The 23765-nt window shown below is 71.3% G+C and carries 16 protein-coding genes and 1 pseudogene; 9 read left to right on the top strand and 8 right to left on the bottom strand.

Annotated elements, in window-relative coordinates; translation table 11 throughout:
- Positions 1–150 precede the first annotated feature (150 nt).
- Positions 151–288 (bottom strand): hypothetical protein, encoded by a 138-nt coding sequence (locus tag ACFWXC_RS08895; RefSeq protein WP_384475527.1) that lies wholly within the window; start codon positions 286–288, stop codon positions 151–153.
- 177 nt (positions 289–465) lie between these two features.
- Between ACFWXC_RS08895 and ACFWXC_RS08890 the strand changes: the two genes are divergently transcribed.
- The 6 genes from ACFWXC_RS08890 to ACFWXC_RS08865 all read left to right on the top strand — a co-directional run bounded on the left by ACFWXC_RS08890 (position 466) and on the right by ACFWXC_RS08865 (position 10284).
- Positions 466–918, top strand: coding sequence for a hypothetical protein (locus ACFWXC_RS08890; protein ID WP_384475324.1), 453 nt, complete (start codon positions 466–468; stop codon positions 916–918).
- A 245-nt stretch (positions 919–1163) separates the two neighbouring features.
- Positions 1164–2417 (top strand): glycosyltransferase family 4 protein, encoded by a 1254-nt coding sequence (locus ACFWXC_RS08885; protein ID WP_384475321.1) that lies wholly within the window; start codon positions 1164–1166, stop codon positions 2415–2417.
- A 138-nt stretch (positions 2418–2555) separates the two neighbouring features.
- Positions 2556–4247 carry a hypothetical protein gene (locus tag ACFWXC_RS08880; protein ID WP_384475318.1) on the top strand — a complete coding sequence of 564 codons (1692 nt, stop codon included), beginning with the start codon at positions 2556–2558 and terminating at the stop codon, positions 4245–4247.
- Between the two features lie 143 nt (positions 4248–4390).
- Entirely contained in the window at positions 4391–6091 is a 1701-nt protein-coding gene (locus tag ACFWXC_RS08875) for a hypothetical protein (protein ID WP_384475315.1), read from the top strand.
- A gap of 1130 nt (positions 6092–7221) precedes the next feature.
- On the top strand, positions 7222–8169 hold the full coding sequence (locus ACFWXC_RS08870; protein ID WP_384475312.1) for a serine protein kinase RIO: 948 nt from the start codon (positions 7222–7224) through the stop codon (positions 8167–8169).
- A gap of 984 nt (positions 8170–9153) precedes the next feature.
- Positions 9154–10284: a WD40 repeat domain-containing protein gene (locus ACFWXC_RS08865; RefSeq protein WP_384475309.1), complete on the top strand. Its 1131-nt coding sequence runs from the start codon at positions 9154–9156 to the stop codon at positions 10282–10284.
- Between the two features lie 82 nt (positions 10285–10366).
- On the opposite strand, the pseudogene ACFWXC_RS08860 reads toward ACFWXC_RS08865, so the two are convergent.
- From ACFWXC_RS08860 to ACFWXC_RS08840, 5 genes and pseudogenes are all read right to left on the bottom strand, one after another.
- Positions 10367–10632 (bottom strand): annotated as a pseudogene (locus tag ACFWXC_RS08860) (IS5/IS1182 family transposase); the annotation flags it as partial.
- A 25-nt stretch (positions 10633–10657) separates the two neighbouring features.
- Positions 10658–11116, bottom strand: coding sequence for a hypothetical protein (locus tag ACFWXC_RS08855; protein ID WP_384475304.1), 459 nt, complete (start codon positions 11114–11116; stop codon positions 10658–10660).
- 452 nt (positions 11117–11568) lie between these two features.
- Positions 11569–12747, bottom strand: coding sequence for an acyl-CoA dehydrogenase family protein (locus ACFWXC_RS08850; RefSeq protein ID WP_384475301.1), 1179 nt, complete (start codon positions 12745–12747; stop codon positions 11569–11571).
- A 103-nt stretch (positions 12748–12850) separates the two neighbouring features.
- Positions 12851–14083: an MFS transporter gene (locus tag ACFWXC_RS08845; RefSeq protein WP_384475298.1), complete on the bottom strand. Its 1233-nt coding sequence runs from the start codon at positions 14081–14083 to the stop codon at positions 12851–12853.
- 85 nt (positions 14084–14168) lie between these two features.
- The gene (locus ACFWXC_RS08840) at positions 14169–15473 is read right to left on the bottom strand and encodes a nucleotide disphospho-sugar-binding domain-containing protein (protein ID WP_384475294.1); all 1305 of its coding nucleotides are present in this window, start codon (positions 15471–15473) and stop codon (positions 14169–14171) included.
- Between the two features lie 401 nt (positions 15474–15874).
- Here ACFWXC_RS08840 and ACFWXC_RS08835 point away from each other — a divergent pair, with 401 nt between their 5' ends.
- The gene (locus ACFWXC_RS08835) at positions 15875–16861 is read left to right on the top strand and encodes a methyltransferase (protein ID WP_384475291.1); all 987 of its coding nucleotides are present in this window, start codon (positions 15875–15877) and stop codon (positions 16859–16861) included.
- 160 nt (positions 16862–17021) lie between these two features.
- Here the strand turns inward: ACFWXC_RS08835 and ACFWXC_RS08830 are convergent, their stop codons facing one another.
- Entirely contained in the window at positions 17022–18251 is a 1230-nt protein-coding gene (locus tag ACFWXC_RS08830; protein ID WP_384475288.1) for a cytochrome P450, read from the bottom strand.
- A 387-nt stretch (positions 18252–18638) separates the two neighbouring features.
- On the opposite strand from ACFWXC_RS08830, the gene ACFWXC_RS08825 reads away from it, so the two are divergent.
- The gene (locus ACFWXC_RS08825; RefSeq protein WP_384475284.1) at positions 18639–19871 is read left to right on the top strand and encodes a cytochrome P450; all 1233 of its coding nucleotides are present in this window, start codon (positions 18639–18641) and stop codon (positions 19869–19871) included.
- 4 nt (positions 19872–19875) lie between these two features.
- Here ACFWXC_RS08825 and ACFWXC_RS08820 read toward each other — a convergent pair whose 3' ends face one another.
- Positions 19876–22725, bottom strand: coding sequence for an ATP-binding protein (locus ACFWXC_RS08820; RefSeq protein WP_384475281.1), 2850 nt, complete (start codon positions 22723–22725; stop codon positions 19876–19878).
- A 229-nt stretch (positions 22726–22954) separates the two neighbouring features.
- Between ACFWXC_RS08820 and ACFWXC_RS08815 the strand changes: the two genes are divergently transcribed.
- Positions 22955–23608, top strand: a complete 654-nt coding sequence (locus tag ACFWXC_RS08815; protein WP_384475278.1) for a sigma-70 family RNA polymerase sigma factor — start codon at positions 22955–22957, stop codon at positions 23606–23608.
- The last annotated feature ends 157 nt before the right edge of the window (positions 23609–23765 follow it).

Here is a 23765-nt window from a genome sequence, read left to right as displayed (position 1 = left end):
TGCGTGGTGGGTGGCCGGACTCTGCTGCCATGACCCTGCTGAGTGAACCCGAGCAGATGGGTCCGGTCGATGCCGTCAATGTCCTGGAGGATGCCGCCCACCTGGTCAGCCGGCTGTCGGGCGACCGGCGAAGCGAATATGGCCTGTGCTTCACGAGTAGAGCAGGACGCGCTTGCGGAGGAGGGCGAAGCCGGCCCGGCCGAACATCTGGTGCCTGAGCATCCTGATTCGGTCGACGTGGCCTTCGACGACGGCTGAGCTCCAGGGCTCGCTCGCTTGGGTGTGCATCTCTTGCGACAGCCGAGTGACCGTGGGGCACTAGAACATGAATTCCTTTCCACCGGCATATGCATGAGGCATTCCGGTGTCCAACGGGCTGCCCGGTCGTGGCCTCGACTGCCGAGGTGACGTGCGCCTGATCGTGGGCCGGGCCCGCGGAGCCTTCCAGACAAGAAGGAGCCAAGCATGACCAATCCCGTGGCGTGCCGGGACGACTGCACCATCGGGAACCCGGAATGGACGGGCATCCGGACCCTCGGCCACGCCAACCGCTTCGCCGTCTGGGACTCCGAATTCCGCTACGACGGACGGATCCGTGTCCCGGCGGGCGTGAAAATCAAGCAGATCAAGTACTCCTACTACTACCGCTACACCGCACCCCACAGTTCCGCGCTCTCGGTGTTCCCGGGAGGGCCTCCGGAGGTGACGCCGACCCGCGCCGGCGGTACCGGCTACCCGGGCGTGCGGCTGGTCGCCGACGGGGACGGCACCGTCCCCGCGCAGAGCGTCCGGGTCAGCCTGCGGAAGGCAAGGGGCTGCAGTTCGTCGCCGAGGGCAACCCCGGCTACCTGCTGGCGGTCCAAGGCGTGGGTCGCGGTGAGGGCCTCCCACAACGCCCCCTGGGAGAGACCCACCTGAACTTCCAGGTGGGCGACCAAACCACGTCCTCCACCCCCATCCATGTTGAGAGCTGAGAAGCGGGGTGCAGCCGATCCGGTGGCTTCTCGCCCCGGGCAGTGACAACACGCGTCCAGGCTGCCCAGGCACCCAGAGCCGCGGCACTGCCGCAGCGACCGGCTTCGTGCGGTTGGGCCGCATCGTGGCGTGCTGCGCCCGTGTCCGCCAGGTTCTCGCACTGTCCCGACCGAAGGGAGTCCATCCACGTGGATACGGCAGCGCCCCGCTCGCCTCGGCCCCCGCTGACCGCACTCACCCCGTCGCGCAGCATGTCCATCGCGGCCCGGGTCTACGGATATCCACCCGCCCACAACGCAGGATCCGAATGGATGCTGCACTCCATGCTCCGCCCGCTGAGTGCCCGCGGCCACCGCGTGACGGTCTGGCTCTCACACCCGGGAAGCATCGAGCAGACCTACGACCTCGACGGAGTACGCGTCATCCCCTACCAGGAGGGCGCCGACTTCGCCGCCGAGGCCCAAAAGGCGGACGTCCTGCTGTCCCACTTCGAAAACGTCCCCCTGGTGGCGGGACTGGCCAGAGCCCGCCAGATCCCCGTCGTCGTGCTGTGCCACGACAACTTCGAAGGAAGCTTCCACGACGCGGCGGGAGCCGACCTCGTCGTCTACAACAGCGAATGGATCCGCCGTGACGGCGAAATCCACTACGCCCACTACCCCCAGGAATTCCTTCCCCAGCGCACCATCGTGGTCCGCCCTCCCGTCATCGCGGACGAGTACCGCACCGAACCCGGCGACTGCGCCACCCTGGTCAACCTCAACCCCGACAAGGGCGGCGACATCTTCTGGCAGATCGCCGCATGGACACCGGAATGGAAATTCCTCGGCGTCCGCGGCGCGTACGGCCAGCAGATCCCGCCTCCGGCCCGGATGCCCAACTGCGAAGTCGTCGACGGAGTGCCCGGCAACGAGATGCGCACCCACGTCTACGCCCGCTCACGCGTCATCCTCATGCCCAGCATCTACGAGTCCTGGGGCCGCGTCGCCGTCGAAGCCTTCGCATCCGGCATCCCCGTCATCGCCCACCCCACCCCCGGACTGGTCGAATCCCTCGGCGAAGCAGGAATCTTCGCCTACCGCGACGACCTCAACGCCTGGACCCACGCCCTCAGATCCCTCAGCGACCCCACCACCTGGGAAAAAGCATCCCGCCGCGCCAGGACACGTTCCGCCGAACTCAGCGCAACCAGCGACCTCGAACTCTGGTGCGAGGCCGTCGAATCGCTCCACAACACGCGCCGGCGGACCCCCATCACCATCGAACCACCGCGCGCACCCATCCGGTGTCCACTGCCTGAGGCCGACGTACCACCGGCCCTCACCCACCCGCAGCCCTCCGACACGACCTCACCGTCCTCCCCCGCAACGGCCGCCACCCCATCCCCAGGACCACTGAGAAGAAGACTCCGGTGGCGAACGACGATCAGGGCGAACAGGTGACCGGCCGCTCCGATCGCGGTCGGATCCTTCCCGGGCGCGCAACAGCACGCTAGCCGAACGCGTGCCGGTCGCGGCGCTACGGAGCACAGGCAATCCACGACTACCTCTGTCCGAACTGAAACGAAAGGACGGTAGACCATGACCCACGCAACCATTGACTCCGTACCCGCCGTCGGCATCGAGCCCCGTGCGGCCATTGCGCGAACCGACAGCGCACCCGTCGCTCCCCACACCCACGTCCGGCGCTTCGACTATTCCGGCGGCGTCGAGAACTTCACCGTCCCCCCTGGCGTCACCACGATCAACGCCCGCTGCTGGGGCGGCGGGGGCGCTAGAACCAGCCAGGGGGGCGGGGGCGGTTTCGTCACCGGGGACATCGCCGTCGTGCCGGGGGAGACACTGCGGGTCGTTGTTGACCTGGGAGGAGGCCCTTCCGGTGGGGGCGGGATGAGCGGCCTGTTCAGCCAAAGGCTGGGGCAAACCCTTCTGATCGCCGGAGGCGGTGGAGCGGGCGAGACGGATCCTGATGCGCGCGGTGGTGCAGGCGGCACCACCAACGGTTACGACGCAGGGACGGGCGCTAGCGGCGGGTGGACAGGGACGCCGGCGCGTGGAGCTTCGGGCTCAACCGGCGGCGCCGGCGGGGCCATTTCCACGTCCAGCAGTTATGGGGGCCGTGGCGGCAGCACCGGTCAGAACGGCGGCGCTCATGTGAAAGGAGGCCCTGGGGGCCAGGTGCCGATCGCAGGCATGGGTGGAGGCGGGGGCGCAGGCTACGGCGGCCATACGGGTGGGGGCGCCGGCTATGCGGGTGGCGGTGGCGGCCTCGCGATCGGCGCCTCGCCCAACGCCTTTTACAGCGGCGGGGCTGGTGGCAGCAGCTTTGTGAACGGTCCTGGCGTCAGCGGGGGACGTTCCATGGCCGGCAACGGCACTCGGGCAGGCGGCAAGGACGATCCCCTGTACCAGTCTCCCGTCGGTGACGCGGGCAACCGCGGCCAGGTGGTCCTGCAATGGGCGGAGTTCACGGTGACGCCCGGCGGGCCGCCCGATGTGGAGCTGAGGCGAGGCGGACGGGTCGGGTACCCGGGAGTGCGGGTCGAAGCCGGCGTGGCGTTCGAGCCGATGACGGTGACGGTGGCCCTGCCCGCCGACCGCGGCCTGCTCTTCGGCACGCAGACCCTCGCCGACTACCAACTGACCGTCCAAACGGCTGGCCAAGCAGCCACCCCGTACACGGGAACCCTGTCCGAGGACGGATCGTCGCTCGTCTTCACGAACGTCGACCCGAAGCTGCCCGGGACCACATTGATGTGGGTCGGGGTGAGCGCCGGCCATGATGCCCCGCTCGGCTCCACCAGCCTGACCTTCACCGTCGGAGGAAAGACCTCCCCCTCCACGACGGTCGTCGTCACACCGGGCTTTGCCGTGTCACCCGGCGGCGTACCGGTGACTGCCAAGAGGGGAGGGCTGCCCGTGTACCCGGGCGTTGAGGTGCGCAACAACGGAATGCAGGCCATCCCCTTGCAAACGGTCACCGCGGTGCTTCCCGCCGGCGCCGGCATGCGGTTCGGTACGCAAGGAAACCCCGATCACCAGTTGACCGTGTGGCCCGTCGGCGGAAACACCACCGTGTACAGGGGAATCATCTCCGATGATGGCCAATCCCTGACCTTCTCCGACATCGACCTGGGGATCCCCCAAGCGGGATCACAGTCGGTGATGTGGGTGTGCGTGAGCGCCTCCGACGTCACGACCCCTGGCCCCACCAGCGTGGAGTTCACGGTCGGCGACCGCACCTCGCCGTCCACCGGCATCGAAGTCATCTGACGCCCACGAAGACAATTACCCGCTTGCGCTGTGGCAGCCGCGGAAGATCCCCGGGCATGCGCTGGGTATTTGCCACGCGGAACTGTCTGCCTGCAGTGCGAGCCATCGGAATCCCTCAGTCTGCAGCGAAAGGACGCCCTGAGATGACGCAGGCCACCATTGACTCCGCCCCCGTACCCGCCATCGGTATCGAGCCCCGCGCGGCCTTTGCGCAAACTGCAAGCGCACCCCTCACCCCCTACACCCACGTCCGGCGCTTCGACTACTCCGGCAGCGTCGAGAACTTCACCGTTCCCCCTGGCGTCACCACGATCAACGCCCGCTGCTGGGGCGGCGGGGGCGCTGGAGCCGGGTCCGGGGGCGGGGGCGGCTTCACCACCGGGAACATCGCCGTCGTGCCCGGAGAGACCCTGCGGGTCGTCGTCGATCTGGGAGGAGGCGCGTACGGCGGGGGCGGCATGAGCGGCCTGTTCAGCCAGCGGCTGGGGCAAACCCTTCTGATCGCCGGAGGAGGCGGAGGGGGCACGGGTATCCAAACCAATCCGCGCGGTGGGGCCGGCGGCGGCACCAGCGGCTCCGACGGACAGGCCGACATGAAGGGAAGCGGGTGGACAGGGACACCGGCGCGCGGAGCATCAGGTTCGACGGGCGGCGCTGGTGCGACCAATCCCGGCAATCATGGAGGGCACGGCGGAAACACCGGCCGGAACGGCAGTCCTGATTCCGCCAGAAACCCTGGAGGCCAGGTGCCGATCCCGGGTATGGGGGGAGGCGGGGGATGCGGCTACGGCGGCGGCAGTACAGGCGGAGGCGCCGGCTACGCGGGGGGCGGCGGAGGGATCAGCGTCCACAGTTCGGAGGGCGGCTGGGCCAGTGGCGGCGGCGGTGGCAGCGGCTTTGTGAATGGCCCCGGTGTCACCGACGGATACACCCTGCCCGGCAATGGCCACCGAGCGGGCGGCAAGGACGATCCTCTGTACCAGTCTCCCGTCGGTGACGCGGGCAACCGTGGTCAGGTGGTGCTGCAGTGGTCGGAGTTCAGCTTGACGCCGGGTGGGCCGCCGGATGTGGAGCTGAGGCGGGGTGGCCCTGTTGGGTACCCCGGAGTGCGGGTCGAAGCCGACGTGGCGTTCGAGCCGATGACGGTGACGGTGGCCCTGCCCGTCGACTGCGGTCTACTCTTCGGCACGCAGACCCTCGCCGACTACCAACTGACCGTCCAAACGGCTGGCCAGGCAGCCACCCGGTACACGGGAACCTTGTCCGAGGACGGAACCTCGCTCGCCTTCACGAACGTCGACCCGGGCCTGCCCGGCACCACGGTGATGTGGGTAGCCGGCAGCGCCGGCCACGAGGCCCCCCTCGGAACCACCAGCCTGACCTTCACCGTCGGAGGAAAGACCTCCCCCTCCACAACCATCGTCGTCACACCGGGCTTCACCCTTTCGCCCGGCGGCGACCCGGTGACCGCCGAGCGGGGAGGAGCACCCCGGTACCCGGGCGTGCAGGTACGCAACAACGGATCGCACGCCATCCCGCTTCAAACCGTCACCGCGGCACTGCCCGCCGACACCGGCCTGCGGTTCGGCACACCACAGAACCCCGACCACCAACTCACCGTCATGGACGCCACCGGCAACACCACCCCCTACATGGGACGCGTCTCCGACAACGGCCAGACGCTGACCTTCAGCGATATCGACCTCAAAATCCCCGAAAACGGATCACAGGCGGTCATGTGGGTCTGCGTCAGCGCCTCCGACGACGCCCCCACAGGCCCCACCAACGTGGAGTTCACCCTCGGCGACCGCGCCTCACCGTCCACCACCATCAACGTCATGTGAACTAGAAAGGACCGGGCCGGAGAGCAACGCGAATGCGGCGGTCGGGGCCCCGCCGAGCGGCCGGGCCCCGGGGGAACCTGCCCAATGCGGTGCGGTCTTTCCCATCTGGGAGGGGACCGCTGTTGAGTTCCCGGCGGTGTGTGTCGCGGGCAGGGGCTGATGGAAATCCTGTCCTGTGCGGTCGTGGGTGGTCGGGTGGACAGGGACAGTACCGGGCGGGCACGGTTTGTTGGCGGCGGTAGCGAGCAGGGGACGGATCTTGCGGGCGAACCCGGTCCCGGGCAGCGGCAGTTCCACAACGGGCTGGCGCAGGTAGCCGGCAGCGACCGCCAGGGGAACGTAGGCCGTGAGTTCCATGACCGCCGCAGTCCGTGGCCGAGCCGCCTCCCGGGTGACAGCGAGCAGGGCGCGCAGGATCGAGGCGGCGAAGACCCCTGCTTCCGTGCCGAATCAGGAGCGGACAGGCCGCGCCATGGAGGCGGGCGCGCGCCCGGGTACTTCGGGCGGGGGCTGGACGTCGTCGGTCTGGCGGTGCCACCACGCGCGGCTGTCGCTCTCTCACCCAGGGCCAGGTGGTGCAGGTACAGGCAGTACGCGGCTGTGGGGTGTCCGGCGTCAGCGGCGTGCTGCCACCAGTAGCGTCCCCCGTCGTCCGTGTCGGTCAGCTGCAGGACACAGACGTGGACCAGGGCGCTGCGCGGTTCGCGCACCTGGTCGGTGACGAATTCGGCGACACTGGCCGCGGGCGTGCGGGTGACGAGGGTTTCACGCAGTGCGCGCAGATCCTCGGCGGGCTCGGTGGACGCATTGTCCCTGGCCGGGGGACATCGGCGAGGCGGTTACCACGGCAGTGTTCCATGGTGGGCGGCGGAAACAACCTGGCCAACGTCAAGCCAAGCAGGGCCGGGACGAGCCCGGTACGGAGATCACACCGGAGGCCCACGGCACCGCTGGGGTCACTCGACGCGGGCCGACTTTATTCGGTTGCCGCTCCCCGTATCCGCCCCTCACCATGGGCGGGACACCGGGAGCCGCCCGGTGCTCCACGAGAGGAGGCACGACCGTGACCACGACTGTCCTCGGCCTGCCCGCCGACCGCCTCCCTCTCACCTCATGGAGCACCTCCAGCGATGTCTCACGACAATCTCTCGCAGCACCCTCAGCACCCTCAGCACCCGGCAGTTGCTGACGCCTTCATCACCGCCCCCTCCCGCGACGTCCCGCCGCCGGCCGACCTGGGCGACGTCGACGACCGGTTCGTCTTCGACTTCCATGCCTACGACGACCTCGAGGACGGCCAGCGCTGGTCGACCTGGCTCAGCGTCGAACCCCTCAGCCGAGGCCCCGAGCCGCTCCCGGACTGGGTGGTGACCTCGCAGGGCGCGATCGACACCGAGCTCGGCGTCCTCAAGACCGGCAAGGAGGCCGACGTACACCTCGTCGAGCGCGCCGATCCGCTCGACCCCGCAGCCGGCGTGGTCATGGCGGCCAAGCGGTACCGCTCTCCCGAGCACCGGACCTTCCACCGCGCCGCGTCCTACACCGAGGGCCGCTCGATGAAGCGTTCACGTGACGAGCGGGCCGTCAAGCGGAAGAGCACCTTCGGCCGGCAGGTCGCGGCCGGCGAGTGGGCGGTGTCCGAATGGGGCGCGCTGGTGCGGCTCTGGAACCTCGGGCTGCCCGTTCCCTACCCGGTCCAGATCGACGGCACCGAGATCCTGATGGAGTGGATCACCGTCGTCGACGAGGACGGCACCGTCGCAACCGCGCCCCGGCTCGCCCAGACTCGACCCTCCCCCGAGCTGCTGGCCTCGTACTTCGAGCAACTCACCGACGCGCTCGCGACGATGGTGCAGAACAGCTTCGTGCACGGCGACCTCTCGGCATACAACATCCTGGCGGCGGGCGAGCGGCTGGTCATCATCGACCTGCCACAGATCGTCGACCTGGTCGGCAACCTCAACGGGATGAACTTCCTCCAGCGCGACTGCGCCAACATCTGCGGCTGGTTCCGCTCGCGGGGCCTCAAGGTCGACGAGCACAGGCTGTTCGCGGAGCTGATGGCGCACGCCTTCTGAACCAGGCGGCTAGCCAGGACATCCCGGCGGAAGACACCCGACATCGCCGCCCCTTGCACTCCCCCGAGGCGCCGCCGTCTCGAGGGAGTCAGGGGCGCGCCCCACCCCCACCCCACTCCACCTGCCCTCGCGCTCCGGAACCAGAACGCGACTTGGAGGGGCTGTTCCGCCGACTGCGGCCCATCTCGGGAAAGACCGACCGAACCCGCACCAGAACAGGCCGGTCCCGATGACGCCCCTGGAATCTGCGGCACCGGAACCGGCCCCAAACTCACAGCGCGGTCGCGAATCGATGAATGTCCGCGGCCGTGGCGTCGAAGTAGTCGGAAGCACCGTTGCGGAAGATCGAGCGCCGTGCGTGATGCCGAGGTTGCCGCTGCCGGCAACCGGCACGTCGGCATCCTGCGGGTTGCGGAAGTAAGAGCCCGCGCGAATTGGTGGAGCGGGGCGGATGGGCGGGTCTGGGTTGCTGAGGGCTTCGGGAGGCTTGGTCAGTAGCAGTGCGTGAGTGGTTGCGTAATCGTGCGGTGAGGAGGGGGTTCGGTTCTGGGGATGGGTCGGGGTCGGTGGTGGCTGGTTGGATGCGGGTATGTCTGATGATCTGCACGTCGGCGGGGCTGTGCTTGCGGGTGGGGATGGACTATTGGCGGATCCGGAGTTCCTGGTGCATGCCGACCCACGGGAGGTGCTGAGGCTGGCGGACGCGGCGTCGGGGGCCTGCGGCGCGGTTGGCGGGGGCGGTGTATCGGGCGTCAGCGCATCTGCATCGTGATGCCGGGGCGGGGGTGCGGCGGCAGCTGCTGGCGTTGGATGCCGCCCGGTATGGGGACCTGGGGCTGTCGGCGCGGATCACCGCCGTTCCGGTGGACGGGGAGACGACCGCGCGGTGGGGGGTGGAGTGGGCTACCGGCACCACGGTCGACCACCGCTTCCGGCAGGCCCTCATCGGCCACGACGGCACGGTGTTGGCCGTGGCGACGCGCGGTGGTGGAGGGCCGCCCGGTCGCCGTCACCGGCAGCGACGACGGGACGGTGCGGATGTGGGACCTGGTCACCCGCCAGCCCGTCGGCGAACCCCTGACCAGCGACACCGGCGTGTCGGCGGTGGCGACGGCGACGGTGGAGGGCCGTACGGTCGCGGTCACCGGCTGTTCGGACGGGACGGCGCTGGTAGGGGATCTGGCCACCGGCCAGCCAGTCGACGAACTCCTCCCCGGCGACACCGACTTGGTGTCGGCGGTGGCGACTGCGGTGATGGAGGACCGCCCGGTCGCCGTCACCGGCAGCCTGGACGGGACGGTGCTGGTGTGGGACCTGGCCGCCGGCCACGCCGTCGACCAACTCCTCACCGGCCACGACGGCACGGTGTTGGCGATGGCGACAGCGGTGGTGGAGGACCGTCCGGTCGCCGTCACCGGCAGCGACGACGGGACAGTGCGGATGTGGGACCTGATCACCGGCCAGCCCCTCAGCGAACCACTCACCGGCCACACCGGCGAGGTGCCGGCAGTGGCGACGGCGGTGGTGGAGGGCCGTACGGTCGCGGTCACCGGCAGTTGGGACGGGACGGTGCGGGTATGGGACCTGATCACCCGCCAGCCCGTCAGCGAGCCCCTCACCGGCCACACGGGCGAGGTGAACGCGGTGGCGACGGGGGTGGTGGAGGGCCGCATGGTCGCCGTCACCGGCAGCCGGGACGGGACGATGCGGATATGGGACCTGGCCACCGGCCGGCCCGTCAGCGAACCCATCACCCGCCACACCGGCTGGGGCCGGGTGGTGACGGTGGCGGTGGTGGAGGGCCGCCCGGTCGCTGTTACCGGCAGCGACGACGGGACAGTGCGGATGTGGGACCTGGTCATCGGCTGGCCCGTCGGCGAACCCCTGCCCAGCGACACCGGCGTGTGGGCGGTGGCGACGGGGGCCGTGGGGGGCCGTCCGGTCGCCGTCACCGGCAGCCTGGACGGGACAGTGCGGGTGTGGGACCTGGCCACCGGCCGGCCCGTCGGGCAGAAGTTGGTGTTCCCGGCTCCGATTCACGCGGTGGCCGTCACTCCGGACGGTCGGCTGGTGGCGGGGTTCGGCTGGGAGGTGGCGGTACTGGCCCGCTTCTGACCAGGCTGCCACCGCGCGCTGTGCACCGGGGTGTCCGGGGCGCGTCGGCCGGCGTCCGGGCGCGTCGGCGTCGGCGTCCCGGGGTGGGGACGAGTAGCGGGGAGTCGTGCCGGTCGGCTCCGGCCACGGGCTGCGGCCCAGGGAGAAGCCGTAACCGTCCGTCATGCCAAAGCGTTTCAGGCCCTGTTTACCGCGGTCGGCCGGGGAACGTCCGGCCACCTCGCCACCTCCGGGGGCCTTCGTGATGCAGCTGTCCACGGCGATCTGATCGATGACGAGGCCGACGATCCGGTCGTAGTACTCCAGCACGATCCGCTTGAGCTCGGCGAAGACGCCTCGTCGTATCCACAGGGCAAGCTGTACTTGGCGACCGTCATCGACCTGTTCTCCTGCCGGCTGTCGGGTCGGCCGGCCGTCGTCGGCAGGACCCGTGGGTGACGCTCACCCGTACGGTCAGCGAGGCCCTGTTGTCCGCGGAGCAGGAACCGGCCGTGTCGTTCATCCCCAGCTCCAGGTCACCGTTCCCGGTGGCCCGGAACGTCGCCTTCGTTCCTACCGTGTACATGGGGAACCCCTTGTCGCCCACCAGACGCGCCACCAGGGTGCCGAACGGAGCCGAGGCCTTGACCTTGCAGTCCTGCGCCCCGTCGAGCCGCTGGTTGGTCTCCGCGTCGTACCCGGCCGGCCCGGTCATGGGCATGTTCCGGGTGTCGGCCGTCCATTCCCCGGCGACGAACCGGACCGTGACCTGGTCGCCCTTGGCGACCGAGGCTCCTGGCACCTTCTGCCAGCCGGTCGCCGACTCGACGACCTGGTTGACGGTCGTCGTCATCGGGCCGTCCTCGGGCGGCAGTATGCCGGTGAGGAAGAGACCGCCCACGACACCAGCCGCGAGGACGACTGTGCCGGCCAGCGCCCACTGGCGCGGAAGGGCCGCCGACGGTCATCTGTTCGAACGCGGCCGAGCGTAGCGGAGCGAGAGTGGGGGGACCGGCCATCAACTCCGTTGTGGCGTAGGACCTTTGGGGACGGCATTAATGCTGATATTGCTGTGGAGCGGTCTGGACCCATTCGCGGTGGACGGCACCGCGCGCGTCGAGTGGTGTACGCCCACGGGCAACCTCCGACGGGGCGCCGACGGAGAACTCGCGGCGGGGCAGGCAGTAAGTTCTCGAGCTTGAATCGTGGGCACACTCGCCGCGGAGTCCGGGTCGACGGCGCTTCCCGTGCTCGTGGCGAAGTGCCGACTTGCATGTGACAACTGGCGTCTGTGGTCTCAGCAGCCTAACGCCGGACCCGTGGCATCCCCAGTCCGATCCACGAGATGATCTCCCGCTGGATCTCGTTGTTGCCGCCGCCGAAGGTGAAGATGACCGCCGAGCGGTAGCCGCGTTCCAGGTCGCCGTGGAGGACCGCGCCGGCCGAGCCCTCCTTCAGCGGGCCCGCCGCACCGGCGATCTCCATCAGCCAGGCGTAGGCGTCGCGCCGGGCCTCGGAGCCGTAGACCTTGACGGCGGAGGCGTCCTGCGGGGTGAGGGTGCCCTCCTGGACGGCGGTCACCATCTGCCAGTTCAGCAGCTTCATGGCGTCGAGGCGGGTGTGGGTGCGGGCGAGGTTGCGGCGCACCCAGGGCAGGTCGACGACGCGGCGGCCGTCGGCGAGCTTGGTCTCCATGGCCCAGCGCTGGACGTCGTGCAGGGCGCGGATCGCCATGGTGCCGTGGGCGGCGAGGGTGACCCGCTCGTGGTTGAGCTGGTTGGTGATCAGCCGCCAGCCCTGGTTCTCCTCGCCGACCCGGCGGGAGACGGGGACGCGGATGTGCTCGTAGTAGCTGGCGGTGGTGTCGTGCGAGGCGAGGGTGTTGATCACGGTGCAGGAGTAGCCGGGGTCGGAGGTCGGCACCAGGAGCATGGTGATGCCCTTGTGCGGCGGGGCCCCGGGGTCGGTGCGGGTGGCCAGCCAGACCCAGTCGGCGGTGTCGCCGTTGGTGGTCCAGATCTTCTGGCCGTCGACCACGTACTCGTCGCCATCGCGTACGGCCCGGGTCTTCAGGGCGGCCAGGTCGGTGCCGGCGTCGGGCTCGCTGTAGCCGATGGCGAAGTCGATCTCGCCGGAGAGGATGCGGGGCAGGAAGTACGACTTCTGCTCGTCCGTGCCGTACCGCATGATCGTCGGGCCGACCGTGTTCAGTGCCATCAGCGGGAGCGGTACGCCCGCCTGGGCGGCCTCGTCGAAGAAGATGAACTGTTCCATGGCGGTCAGGCCACGGCCGCCGTACTCCTTCGGCCAGCCGACGCCGAGCCAGCCGTCCGTGCCCAGCCGGCGGATCGTCTCCCGATAGAAGCGTTTCTGCGCGGCCGGGTCGGCGTAGCGGGCGTAGGCGTTGTCCGGCACCAGGCCGGCGAAGTAGGCGCGCAGTTCGGTGCGCAGCCGTTGCTGCTCGGGCGTGTGGTCGAGGTGCACGGCGCCTCCAGGCTCCCGACGGGCGGTCCTGACGGCGCACACCGTAGAACGTGTTCCAGAAATTGGGAATGGCGACGCGGGTGCGTGACCCGGTCCGTTCCGGTCAGGCGTTGCCCCCGGCCCAGCCCACCTCGGTACGGACCTCCTTCGGTGCCAGGGCGAGGACCGACACCGAGACGGCCAGGAACACCGCGGCGAACTGGGCCGGGCGGATGCCGACGGTGGCCGCGAGCGGGCCCGCGAGCAGCGCCCCGAGGGGTGTCGCGACCACCGTGCCGAGCATGTCGTACGAGCCGACCCGGGCGAGCCGGTCGGCGGGGATGGTCCGGGCCATGGCCACGTTCCACTGGACCATCATCAGTTCCACCAGCACTCCCGTCGTGAACGAGAACGCGCAGATCAGCCAGAGGGGCAGCAGCAGCGCCATGGCGAGGGTGGGGGCGGCGACCGCGGCTCCGCAGAGCGCCACGAAACGCATGGGCCGCCTGGGGGCGAAGCGGGTCGCGGCGCAGCCCCCGACGACCAGGCCGAGCGACTCGGCGACGAGGATCTCGCCCCAGGCCGCCGGACCGCCCAGGCTCGTCCTGGCGACCACGGGGCCGAGCACGCTGTATCCCCAGGAGCAGGCCATGAAGACGAGCGAGTACTGCAGGACGATGACCCACAGCCAGGTGTGGGAGCGGAACTCCCGCCAGCCCTCGCGGAGTTCGCGCAGCGGTTCCGGGGACCGGGCGGGCGCCGCGCGGGCGGTGCGGATCAGCAGGTTGGGCACGACCGCGGCGAGCATCCCGGCCGCGTCCGCCGCCAGCGCCCAGCCGGGGCCGAAGGCCGCCACGGCCACGCCGGCGAACGCCCCGCCGCCCACCGTCGCCGCGTTCATCACGAGCCGGCTGAGCGCGTTGGCCCGCTGCAGCTCCGCGTCCGGCACCAGACGGGGCAGCAGGGCGGTCGAGGCCGGGAGGAACAGGGCCAGGGCGGTGCCGGTGCCGGCCTCCAGCAGCATGATGTGCCACACCTGGGCCTGCCCGGTCAGCAGCAGGAGGGCGAGGGCGCCTTCGCAGCAGGCGGTGAGCAGACAGGACGCGGCGATGACGTACTGGGCACCGAACCGGTCCGCGACCACTCCGCTGACCGGCATGAAGACCAGCGCGGGGGCGATCTGCGCCGCCAGGACGTGCGAGAGGTCCGTGACGGAGCCGGTGAGACCGAGGACGGCGAAGGAGACGGCGACCATCGAGACGGCCGTCGCGGCGGGGGCGAGGAGACGGTCGAGGAGCAGCATGCGGAAGCCGTGCAGGCGTAACAGGCGCTGCGGCGCGACCGGTCGGAGGGACATGGCGGTGTGGTTTCCTCAGGTGTCGGTCCGCGGGAACGCCACGGCACGGACCGGGACGCGCCGGTTCGTTCGCGGACGGGTGCTCTCATCGCCGTGCCCCGGGCAGCGAGGCGGCGAGGTCGGCGATCAGTGTGCCGCCGGTCTCGCGGCCCGGCGCGCGGCGGATGTTCTCGCCGACCTCCGCGAGGCGCTGCCGGCGGTCGTCGTCGGCGAGCAGGTCCTCGATGGTGTCCACCAGGGCATCGGGGTCGAAGCCGTAGGTGTCCGTCCGGACGCCGAACCCGAGATCGGCGACGCGTTGCGCGTTGTCGTACTGGTCCCAGAACAGCGGGAGGACGATCATCGGCAGACCCGTGAGGACGGCTTCGCCCAGGGTGTTGCTGCCGCCGTGGGTGATGAGGAGGTCGCAGTCGGACAGCACACTGGGCTGCGGCAGGAACGGCTCGCCGTACATGTTCGGGCCGAGCGTCACCTCGTGGTGGCAGGGGCCCATGGAGACGACGGTGCGGTGTCCGGTGCGGGCCACGACGTCCACCAGGTGCTGGAGGAGCGGGGTGTCCAGGGACCCGAGGGAGCCCAGGGACAGGTAGATGACGGGTCCGGTGCCGGGCAGGTGGTCGGCCACCCGGAACCTGCGTTCGCCGGTACGGACCACGGTGTCGAGCCGGTGCCAGCGCTGCGTGAACTCCGCCGGGCGCGGGTAGTCCAGGGCGCTCGGGTAGGTGTAGAGGTTGAGCCAGGGCGAGTCGTGGGAGAACCGCAGCGGTTCCAGCGGCGGGGCGCCCTGGGCCGTGCAGTAGGCGTCGAACTCGGCGTGCAGGCCGGTGTGCAGGGCCGCGTACTCGGCGCGGAAGGCGTCCCAGCCGGAGCGGTCGTTTAGCGGGTAGCCGGAGAAGGCGGGCGGCAGCTCGGGGTCGGGCAGCTCCAGCGGGTTCGCCGAGATCGACCGCACCCAGGGTATGCCGGAGGCGGCGACCGACGGGTCCGCGCCGACGTCGTCCACCACGATCAGGTCGGGGCGGACCTCGTCGATGATGGCGCGCAGCCGGGGGTGGGCGTACTCGGCGGCCCGCGCCAGCTCGGCCCACTGCGGCCGGATCACGGTGCCGAGCTGTTCCAGGGTGGTGCCGCGGAAGTGCACGGCGTTCTCGCGCACCCAGGCGGCCCACATCTCCGGTCCGGCCTCGGCCGGGTCGGCGGGCGGGGGCGAGGCGTCGTACACCTTCTCGTCGAAGCCGTGCGCGGCGGCGACCCCGCGGAAGCTGCCTTCCATCGCGAACACCGGCCGCTGGCCGCGGTCACGGACCACCTCGGCCATCGCCCGCAGCGCGTTGTACGGCCCCCAAGCTGCGGCACCGGGGACGAAGAGGACCCGGGCGTCGTCAGGCACGGGCCGGCCCCCGCCCGGACAGCGGGAGCCGGCGGCCGCCTACGGGGTCGGACAACTCCGGTTCGTGCAGGGGTGGTTCTCCGGCGGGCACGGTCGTCGCCGTGCCGCGGTCGAACCCGTTGCGGTGCGAGCTCATCGGCCGCCTCTCGGTCCGGGACCCGGGCCCGGAAGCGTGCCGCGGCCCTTAGGTGATGCCGGTCGACACCGTACGGCCGGACCACGGGGACACCGACAGATCCCCGAACGAAGACCTGTCGGCCGCCACGGCCGTGCTCCTACCTTTCTGTCCCACGCGACCCGGACGCGGCCGGCCGCGGAGTCCTTGCCGCTCCGCCGGGCCGCCGAGCCCGCACCCGGGTCGACGTGGCGTGTCACACCCACGAGAGGGAGCCCCGCCCGTCATGACACAGCAACCTGTCGAAACCATCCACGCGCTCGCCTACGGCGCCTACCCGGCACGCTGTCTCCAGGTCGTCTGCGAGATCGGGGTCGCCGACCGGATCGACGACGAACCGGTGCCCGTCGGCAAGCTCGCGGCGGCCTGCGGTGCCGACCCCGGCACGCTCACCCGGATCCTGCGCCTGCTCGCCTCCTTCGACGTCTTCGAGGAGCGGGACGGCGGCTACGCGCACACCGTCGCCTCCCGCCTCCTGCGCGACGACCACCCGATGAGCGCACGCCCCCTGATCCGGCTGACGGGTCTGCCGATGCATCTGGACAGCCTCTCGCTGCTCCAGCACACCGTGCTGACCGGGGAGCCCGCCATCGAGACGCTCCGGCCCGACGGGATCTGGGCCTACCTCGACGAGCACCCCGACCAGGCCGAGATCTTCAACCGGGCCATGACCTCCAAGGCGGCCGCCGACGTCCCCGCGGTCGTCGACGCCTACGACTTCACGCCGTTCGGGGTGATCGCCGACATCGGCGGCGGCCGCGGGCACCTGCTGCGCGCCGTCCTTGACGCCGTGCCCGACGCCGAGGGCGTCCTGTTCGACCAGCCGAGCGTCATCGAGGCCCTGACCTTCCCCGACCACCCGCGTCTGGCGCTGCGGGCCGGCGACTTCTTCGACACGGTGCCCGCCGCCGACGCCTACATCCTGATGCACGTCCTGCACAACTGGGGCGACGAGCACGTGGCGCGAATCCTCACCACGGTAAGGAAGTCGGCCGCGCCGGGAGCCACCCTGCTCGTCATCGAGAACGTGCTGCCCGACGCACACCCGACCCCGGCGGCGCTCACGATGGACGTCATCATGCTCGCCCTCACTCCCGGCCGGGAACGCACGGAGGGCGAGCTGTCCGCGCTCTTCGACGGCGCCGGCTTCCGCTTCACCGGCGTGACCGAGACCTCCGGCACCATGCGCATCGCCGAGGCGAAGGCGGTCTGACCCGCCGATCGAGGCCGAGCCGGCTCTGAACAACGCGTTGCGCGGCTTCGTCACCTTGAAGGCGCGGGTCGCCTGACAGAACGGCGCCACCCCGGCCGTGGGGAGCCCGGCCGGGGTGGCGCCGTTCTGTACCGGCTGTGGTCTGTGCTGGTCGTCTCCGCTATGCGGCGGGGCCCAGGATCACGGGCAGTTCGGCGACGTCGTTGCCGATGAACGAGTGCTGGGGCTCCAGTTCGTCCGGGGCGATGGACAGGGTCAGCCGGGGGAAGCGGTCGAACAGGGCCGGCAGGGCGATCTCTGCTTCGAGCCTGCCGAGCGGGGCGCCGACGCAGTAGTGGATGCCGTGACCGAAGGCCAGGTGCTGCTTGTCGGCGCGGTCGATGTGGAAGGCGGCCGGGTCGTCGTGGACGCCCGGGTCGCGGCCGTGGGCGCCGAAGCCTATGAGGATGGCGTCTCCGGCCCGCACGGTGACGCCCTCGCCGAGGTCGATGTCCTCGGTGGCGTACCGCAGCGGCATGTGCATGATCGGCGGGTGCAGCCGCAGCGTCTCGTCGATCACGTCGGTCCAGCGGGCCGGCTCGGCGAGGACGGCGGCGAGCTGGTCGGGGTGGGTGAGGAGTTCGCGTACGGCGGCGTCGATCACGGCGACGGTGGTCTCGCTGCCGCCGCCGATCACCGCGATCAGGGTGGAGATGAGCTCCGTCTCGCTGAGCCGGTCACCGTCCTCCTCGTGGGCGGCCAGAAGCGCGCTGGTCATGTCGTCGGCGGGTGCGCGGCGCTTGGCGTCGACAAGGGTCCGCATCGCGCCGTAGAGGTCGTTGGCCACGGCCGCGGACTGCTCGGGCGTGACGTCGGTGGCGAACACGGTGGCCATGATCCGGAGCATCTCGGGCCGCTGGTCGGCGGGGACACCGAACAGGTCGCAGATGACCCGGGTGGGCACGCCGTGCGCGAACCCGGCGCGCAGGTCGACGCGTGCGTCGGCGCCGCGGTCCGCCAGGGCGTCCAGGAGGCCGGTGACGACGGCCTCGATCGCGGGCCGCAGCGCCTCGATCCTGCGGGGGGTGAACGCCCTGCCGAGCAGCTGCCGCAGCCGCGCGTGGTCGCCGCCGTCGGAGGTGAACATGCTGACCACGTCGACCCACGGATAGAGCCACGGTACGGCGCCGGGCTGGTGTCCGGGCCAGGACTTGCGCGCGTCCTTGGAGACGTGCGGGTGGATGAGGAGTTCCTTGGCGATGTCGCCGCGGGTGACCGACCAGGCGACGACGTTCTCGGGCATGCGCACGCGGACGGCCGGGCCGGCGGCACGGAGTTCATCGGCCTGCTCGTACAGGCGTCTGCCGCCGTCGCTGTCGAGGGTCACGGCCTCGGGGTGGGGGCTGGTCACGCGGTACCTCCTGAGTGTGGGCCGCGGCGTGGATACACGCCGGGTACTGCGGGCGAGAGCGTGCACGGTTCCGGGGGGGGGCGGTGCCGCAGGGGCCTGAAGCGCCTTGCCGTGACGGGCGGGTTCGGGAGGACGGAGCGCGAAGTCCGTGCCACGCGCGCGTAGTTCGGACCCGCGCGGGGACGGCATCCGTGTCGATGAGCGCGCGGTCGGCCTTTCTGACGCATCGACACCGTACGGCCGCACCGCGAGGACAGGCACAGATCCCCGAACAGGGACCTGTCGGGCGGCCAGACCCTGTTCCTACCTTTTGTGGAGTGCGAACTGCGGCCGCGCGACGGCCGGTTGGCGCGACACGTAGTGCGGTGCCGAGCCGACGAGTGGGTCATGGTTGCTGATGGCAGAGTCGTCCCGTCCTTCCCGATGCCCCGGGCGCCGGGACGGCCCTTCGATCCCCCGCCGGAGCTGTACCGGCTGCGGCGGGCGGCGCCCGTGTGCCGGGTTCGGCTGTGGGACGGCAGCGTCGCCTGGCTGCTGACCCGGCACGCGGATCAGCGTGCCGTGCTGCTGGACAGCGACCGGTTCAGCTCCAACACCGATCTGCCGGGGTTCCCGCATCGCAGCGCGAGTTCGAAGGCCATGCGGTCACGGAAGCGGGCCTTCATCGACACGGACGATCCCGATCACGGCAGGATGCGCCGTCTGGTGATCCCGGACTTCGCGGCGCGGCGGATCGACGCCCTTCAGCCGATGATCCAGCGGGTCGTGGACGAGCGCGTCGACGGTCTCCTCGGCGGACCCGAGCGGTTCGATCTGGTGACGGACTTCGCCACTCCGGTGACCCTGCTGGTGCTCTTCGAGGTCCTCGGAGTCCCGTTCCAGGACCATCCGTTCCTGCGGGACGCGGCGCTGACGATGCAGTCGGCCGGCCATTCGGAGACGGTGGGTGCCTCGATGAAGGCGCAGGTCATGACGTATCTGGAGGGGCTGATCGGCGCCAAGGCCGCCTGCCCCGGTGCGGACGTCACCTCCCGGCTGGTGCACGGCGGGATGGCGGCCGGGGCGCTGAACCGGGACGAGACGGTGATGACGCTGATGCTCCTGCTGATCGCCGGGTTCGAGACCACCGAGCAGATGATCGCCCTGAGCGCCATGGCACTGCTGGAACACCCGGACCAGCTGGCCCTGTTGCGGGAGAACGACGACCCGGCCGCCGGAACGCGGGCGGTGGACGAGCTGCTCCGGTATCTGACGGTATCTCACTTCGGCCGTCGGCGGGTGGCGTTGGAGGACGTCGCCGTCGGCGGGGAGGTGGTACGGACCGGTGAAGGGGTCATCGTGGCCACCAACATCGGGAACCGAGACGAGGAAGTGTTCCCGGACGCGGACCAGCTGGACCTCGAGCGAGACGCCCGCGGTCATCTCTCCTTCGGCTTCGGCCGACATCTGTGCCTGGGCCACCACCTCGCCCGCACCCAACTCCGGATCGCCCTCGGCACCCTGCACCGGCGCGTCCCGTCCCTGCGGCTCGCCGTCCCGCGCGACAGGCTGGCCTTCCGCCACGACAAGATGATCTACGGCGTTCACGAGCTGCCGGTGGTGCGCTCGTCAACGGCGTGAATTCTCAGCCGCGCCGGTCCGGTCTTGCGGGGCCGGTGCCCGGGGCGGCGACCTCGCGCCGGGAACGTACCTGCAACTTGGTGAGGATGTGCGAGACATGGGTCTCCACGGTGCGCCGCGAGAGCAGCAGCCGGGTGGCGATGTCGGGGTTGGACAGACCCTCGGCGACCAGATCGGCGACGCGCCGCTCGGTCGCGGTCAGTGCCTCCCAGCCGACGGACGGACGCACGTGTGCGGCCCGGCTGCCGGCACGCACGCCCGAGGGGCGCAGCCGGGCGGCGGCCCGGCGGGCGTCCCAGTCGGCGCCCAGTTCGCCGTAGACCGCGAGGGCCTCGCCGAACGAGGCACGGGCCGCGTCGAGGGCCCCGGACCCGGCCTGGACCACGGCCAGATCCTCCAGGGCGTTGCCGAGATCCGGCTGCCGGTCGGCGCTGCGGTGGTAGCCGACGGCGGCGAGCAGTGGGGCCGGGTCCTGGTCGAGCAGCCCGGAGCACCAGTCGGCGGCGGCCTGGGTGCGCGGCCGCGGCCGGCGGTCGGCGGCCTGGCGGGCGGCGAGCGTGGCCGCCGCGGCGGCCTGCCGGTCGTCGGCGGCCAGCGCCAGCCGGACCAGGGCGGGCAGCCACTCCGGGTGGTTGCCGAGGTCGTGTGCGTAGGTGTCGGTCATCAGCTCCGTGAGCACCTCGAGGGCCTCGGGGAGCCGGCCCGACCGCTCGGCGACCAGGCCGCGGGCCAGCAGCAGATGTCCGGCGGCGACGGGGCCCTGCCCCGGAGTCCGGCCGCCGCCCGGGGCGTCGACGAAGCCGGCCGCCTTCTCCCACTGCCCGCGGCGGGCGCTGATCAGCGCCTTCAGGCCCCGGCGGGCCAGCCGCCACAGCGGCGGCAGGTCGGTGACCTCGTCCAGCACCGCCAGCGCGTCGTCCCAGCGCCCGTGCTCGTAGTACCGTTCGGCCCCCTGGACGAGGGTCATCGACAGCCGGGTCGCGCCGGCCCGTTCGGCGAGGGTGCGGGCCTGGGTGAGCGCCTCCTCCGCCTCCTGGAGACGGTCGACGCCGTCCAGGTCGGTGGCCCGGTGACCGAGCAGGATGAGCCGCAGGTCGACGAGGTCCGGGTCGTTGCCGACCTCCGCCAGCGCCTCGTCGTTCAGGGCCAGGGCGCCGGCCTGGTCGCCGTGCCAGCTGCGGATGACGGAGGCGGCGTTCAGGGCGTATCCGACGGCCATCGGGTCGCTCAGTTTCCTGCCCTCGTCCAGCGCCTCCGCCATCGCCAGCCGGGCCCGGCCGATCTGCCCGAGGACGTGCCGGGCCAGCGCCACCAGGGCCAGCAGCCGGGCCCGCCAGACCGGTCCGATCCGGGGGTCCGCGGTGGCCGCGCGCCAGTTGTCGATCACGATCTCGTAGCGGCCGGTGCGCATCCCGATGGTGCTGAGCAGCCATCTGACCCGTCCCAGCACCTCGGGGTCGGACGTCTGCCGCAGCACGGTCCGGGCCAGCTCCTCGGCACGGTCCAGGGGGCCCATGCGGAAGTAGAGCGCGGCCAGTTGCACGGTGAGCACGGGCAGCCGCGGATCGTCCGGGCCCGCCTGGCGCACGGCGTGTTCGAGGAGTTCCGCGGCGGCGATCGGGGCCCGTACGACCAGTCGCTCGGCGTTGTCCGCGAGCCACTCCCACTCCCGGTCCTCGGCCGTGTCCAGGACCGGGAGGATCAGCTCGGCCACCCGCTCGGCGGGGGCCCCGGAGGTCATCAGCTCCTGTGCCGCGCGCCGCAGGAACGCGGTCCGCAGGGCGGGCGGCATGGCCTCGTACAGCACCTCCCTCAACAGGCCGTGCCGGAAGCGCAGCCGGGACCCCGCGGACTCCAGCACGGCGGCGCCGAGCGCCTCCTCCACCACGGCCAACAGGGATCCCGTGCCGAGGCCCACCGCCGCCGCCACGTCCCGCACCGAGAACTCCGGCCCGAGCAGCGACGCGGCGCGCAGCGCCTCCTGGGTGTCGGCGGAGAGCCCGGCCAGCCGGTCCGCGATCACGTCCCGCAGCTCGGTGAGCTTCTCCACCTCCCGGCCGCCCGCCGTCAGCTCCACCCGGCCGTCCGCGGACCGCAGAGCGCCGACCCGTGCCAGGGCGTCCAGCAACTCCCTCACGTAGAGCGGATTGCCCGCCGCGGAGCGCAGCCGTTCGGTGAGCACCGGCCCGGGTTCACCGCGCGCCAGCAGCCCGGTCAGCTCCGCGACCCGCTCCTCGGGCAGCCGGTCGAGGGAGACCAACTGCCCGCCCCGGGACCGCAGATCGCGCCGCAGCGGCTCCAGTTCGGTACGCCCCGGTACCGGACGGCAGGTGCCGACGACCAGCAGCGGCAGCTGGACCGAGGCCCGGCACAGCCGGCGCCACATCAGCAGGCTCGCCTCGTCGGCCCAGTGCAGGTCCTCCACCGCCAGCACCAGCGGGCCGGTCGTACACAACCGGTCCACCAGGACGAGCAGTTGCTCGGTCGCCGCCACCACCGGGTCCCCGGCGAGCAGGCGCATCGTCCAGCCCGGCGCCTGCTGGGGCTGCTCCAGGGCGAGCGCGGCCTCCGCGCGACGGGGATCGGGCGAGCCGGCCTCGACCCCGAGGAGCCGGGTCATCACGGAGAGCGGCAGCCGCCGGCCCAGCTCGTCGCACTGGCCGGTCGAGACCTCGCAACCGGCCGCGCGGGCCTTGGCCAGGGCGTGCGCAAGCAACGTCGACTTGCCGATACCCGGCTCACCCTCGATCAGCAGACTTCCGCCGCGACCTGCGGCGACGTCGGAGACCAAGCGCTCCAACGTGGCCCGCTCCGCTTCCCGCCCGATCACCGGGTGCAGTTGTTGCCCGAGCATGCTCATGACTCTAGAGCCTTTCTGTGAGGTCCCACTCCGATTCAGATGACGTCTGGGGAAACTGCGGCCTCACTCACACGGCCGCCCCCGGCTCACCGACTCGGTGCTCCCCCGGCTCACTGAGTCGGTGGTCCCCGGAGCCTCCGGGATCTCAGTGAGGCTCACGGATGTCTCCGTATCCGCGCTGCCGCAGGCTCGTTCCATCGGTCGGCAACAGATGGGGCAGCTCATGACGACGGCACTGGCACCCGAGGCACACACTTCCGCACCGCAGGCGTACCCCACCCCGGGGTCCGCGGAGCAGAAGATGCGGATGATCTACGACGTCAACAAGGGTTCCCTGATGCGCAGTCTGCTCGGCTGGACCCAGGGCGACCGGCAGACGGCGGAGGACCTCGTCCAGGAGACGATGCTCCGGGCCTGGCGCCATCTCGACATCCTGCCCGACGACCCGCGCGCGGTACGGCCCTGGCTGCTGACGGTCTCGCGACGGCTGGCGATCGACATGCTGCGGGCCCGCTCCTCGCGCCCCACCGAGGTGGAGGACGATCCGCTGGAGTCGATACCTGTGGCGGCGGAGCCGCTGGAGCAGGTCCTGGACCGCCAGGTGCTGCGCACCGCGCTCGCCGAGCTGTCCGCCACCCACCGCGCGGTGCTGGCCCAGGTCTACTTCCTGCACCAGCCGGTGCGGCACGCGGCCGAGGTGCTCAACGTCCCGGAGGGCACGGTCAAGTCGCGCACCCACAACGCGCTGCGGGCCCTGCGTGAGGCGCTGGGCGACCGCAACGGGGCGACCCTTCGCGCCCGGCACGGCCTTTCGGCGCCGGCACCGCGGCACCCCGGCGTGCGTCCGGTTGCACGAACCGCCGTCGCCGCGCACTGATCCGGTACACCGGGGCCGTGACCGTACCGGATCCCGGCCCAGGCGCCGCCCCCCCCCCCCCCGCCCCCCGCCGCCCCCGCGGGGCCGGCGGCCGCCGCGGGGCGCGCGCGGGGCCGCGCGGGGGCGGGGGGGGGACAGGCGCCGCGACGCACAGCGA

This window comes from Streptomyces sp. NPDC058683, assembly GCF_042716195.1.
GTDB lineage: Bacteria > Actinomycetota > Actinomycetes > Streptomycetales > Streptomycetaceae > Streptomyces.
The sequence above is the reverse complement of the archived record's forward strand: the minus strand, read 5'-3'. Positions and strand labels throughout refer to the sequence as shown.

Coding starts and splice junctions, on each gene's coding strand:
- ACFWXC_RS08895 (WP_384475527.1), bottom strand. CDS start 288: ATGCACACCCAAGCGAGCGAGCCCTGGAGCTCAGCCGTCGTCGAAGGC.
- ACFWXC_RS08855 (WP_384475304.1), bottom strand. CDS start 11,116: ATGACGACGACCGTCAACCAGGTCGTCGAGTCGGCGACCGGCTGGCAG.
- ACFWXC_RS08835 (WP_384475291.1), top strand. CDS start 15,875: ATGACACAGCAACCTGTCGAAACCATCCACGCGCTCGCCTACGGCGCC.
- ACFWXC_RS08880 (WP_384475318.1), top strand. CDS start 2,556: ATGACCCACGCAACCATTGACTCCGTACCCGCCGTCGGCATCGAGCCC.
- ACFWXC_RS08815 (WP_384475278.1), top strand. CDS start 22,955: ATGACGACGGCACTGGCACCCGAGGCACACACTTCCGCACCGCAGGCG.
- ACFWXC_RS08820 (WP_384475281.1), bottom strand. CDS start 22,725: ATGCTCGGGCAACAACTGCACCCGGTGATCGGGCGGGAAGCGGAGCGG.
- ACFWXC_RS08870 (WP_384475312.1), top strand. CDS start 7,222: ATGTCTCACGACAATCTCTCGCAGCACCCTCAGCACCCTCAGCACCCG.
- ACFWXC_RS08825 (WP_384475284.1), top strand. CDS start 18,639: ATGGTTGCTGATGGCAGAGTCGTCCCGTCCTTCCCGATGCCCCGGGCG.
- ACFWXC_RS08845 (WP_384475298.1), bottom strand. CDS start 14,083: ATGTCCCTCCGACCGGTCGCGCCGCAGCGCCTGTTACGCCTGCACGGC.
- ACFWXC_RS08890 (WP_384475324.1), top strand. CDS start 466: ATGACCAATCCCGTGGCGTGCCGGGACGACTGCACCATCGGGAACCCG.
- ACFWXC_RS08875 (WP_384475315.1), top strand. CDS start 4,391: ATGACGCAGGCCACCATTGACTCCGCCCCCGTACCCGCCATCGGTATC.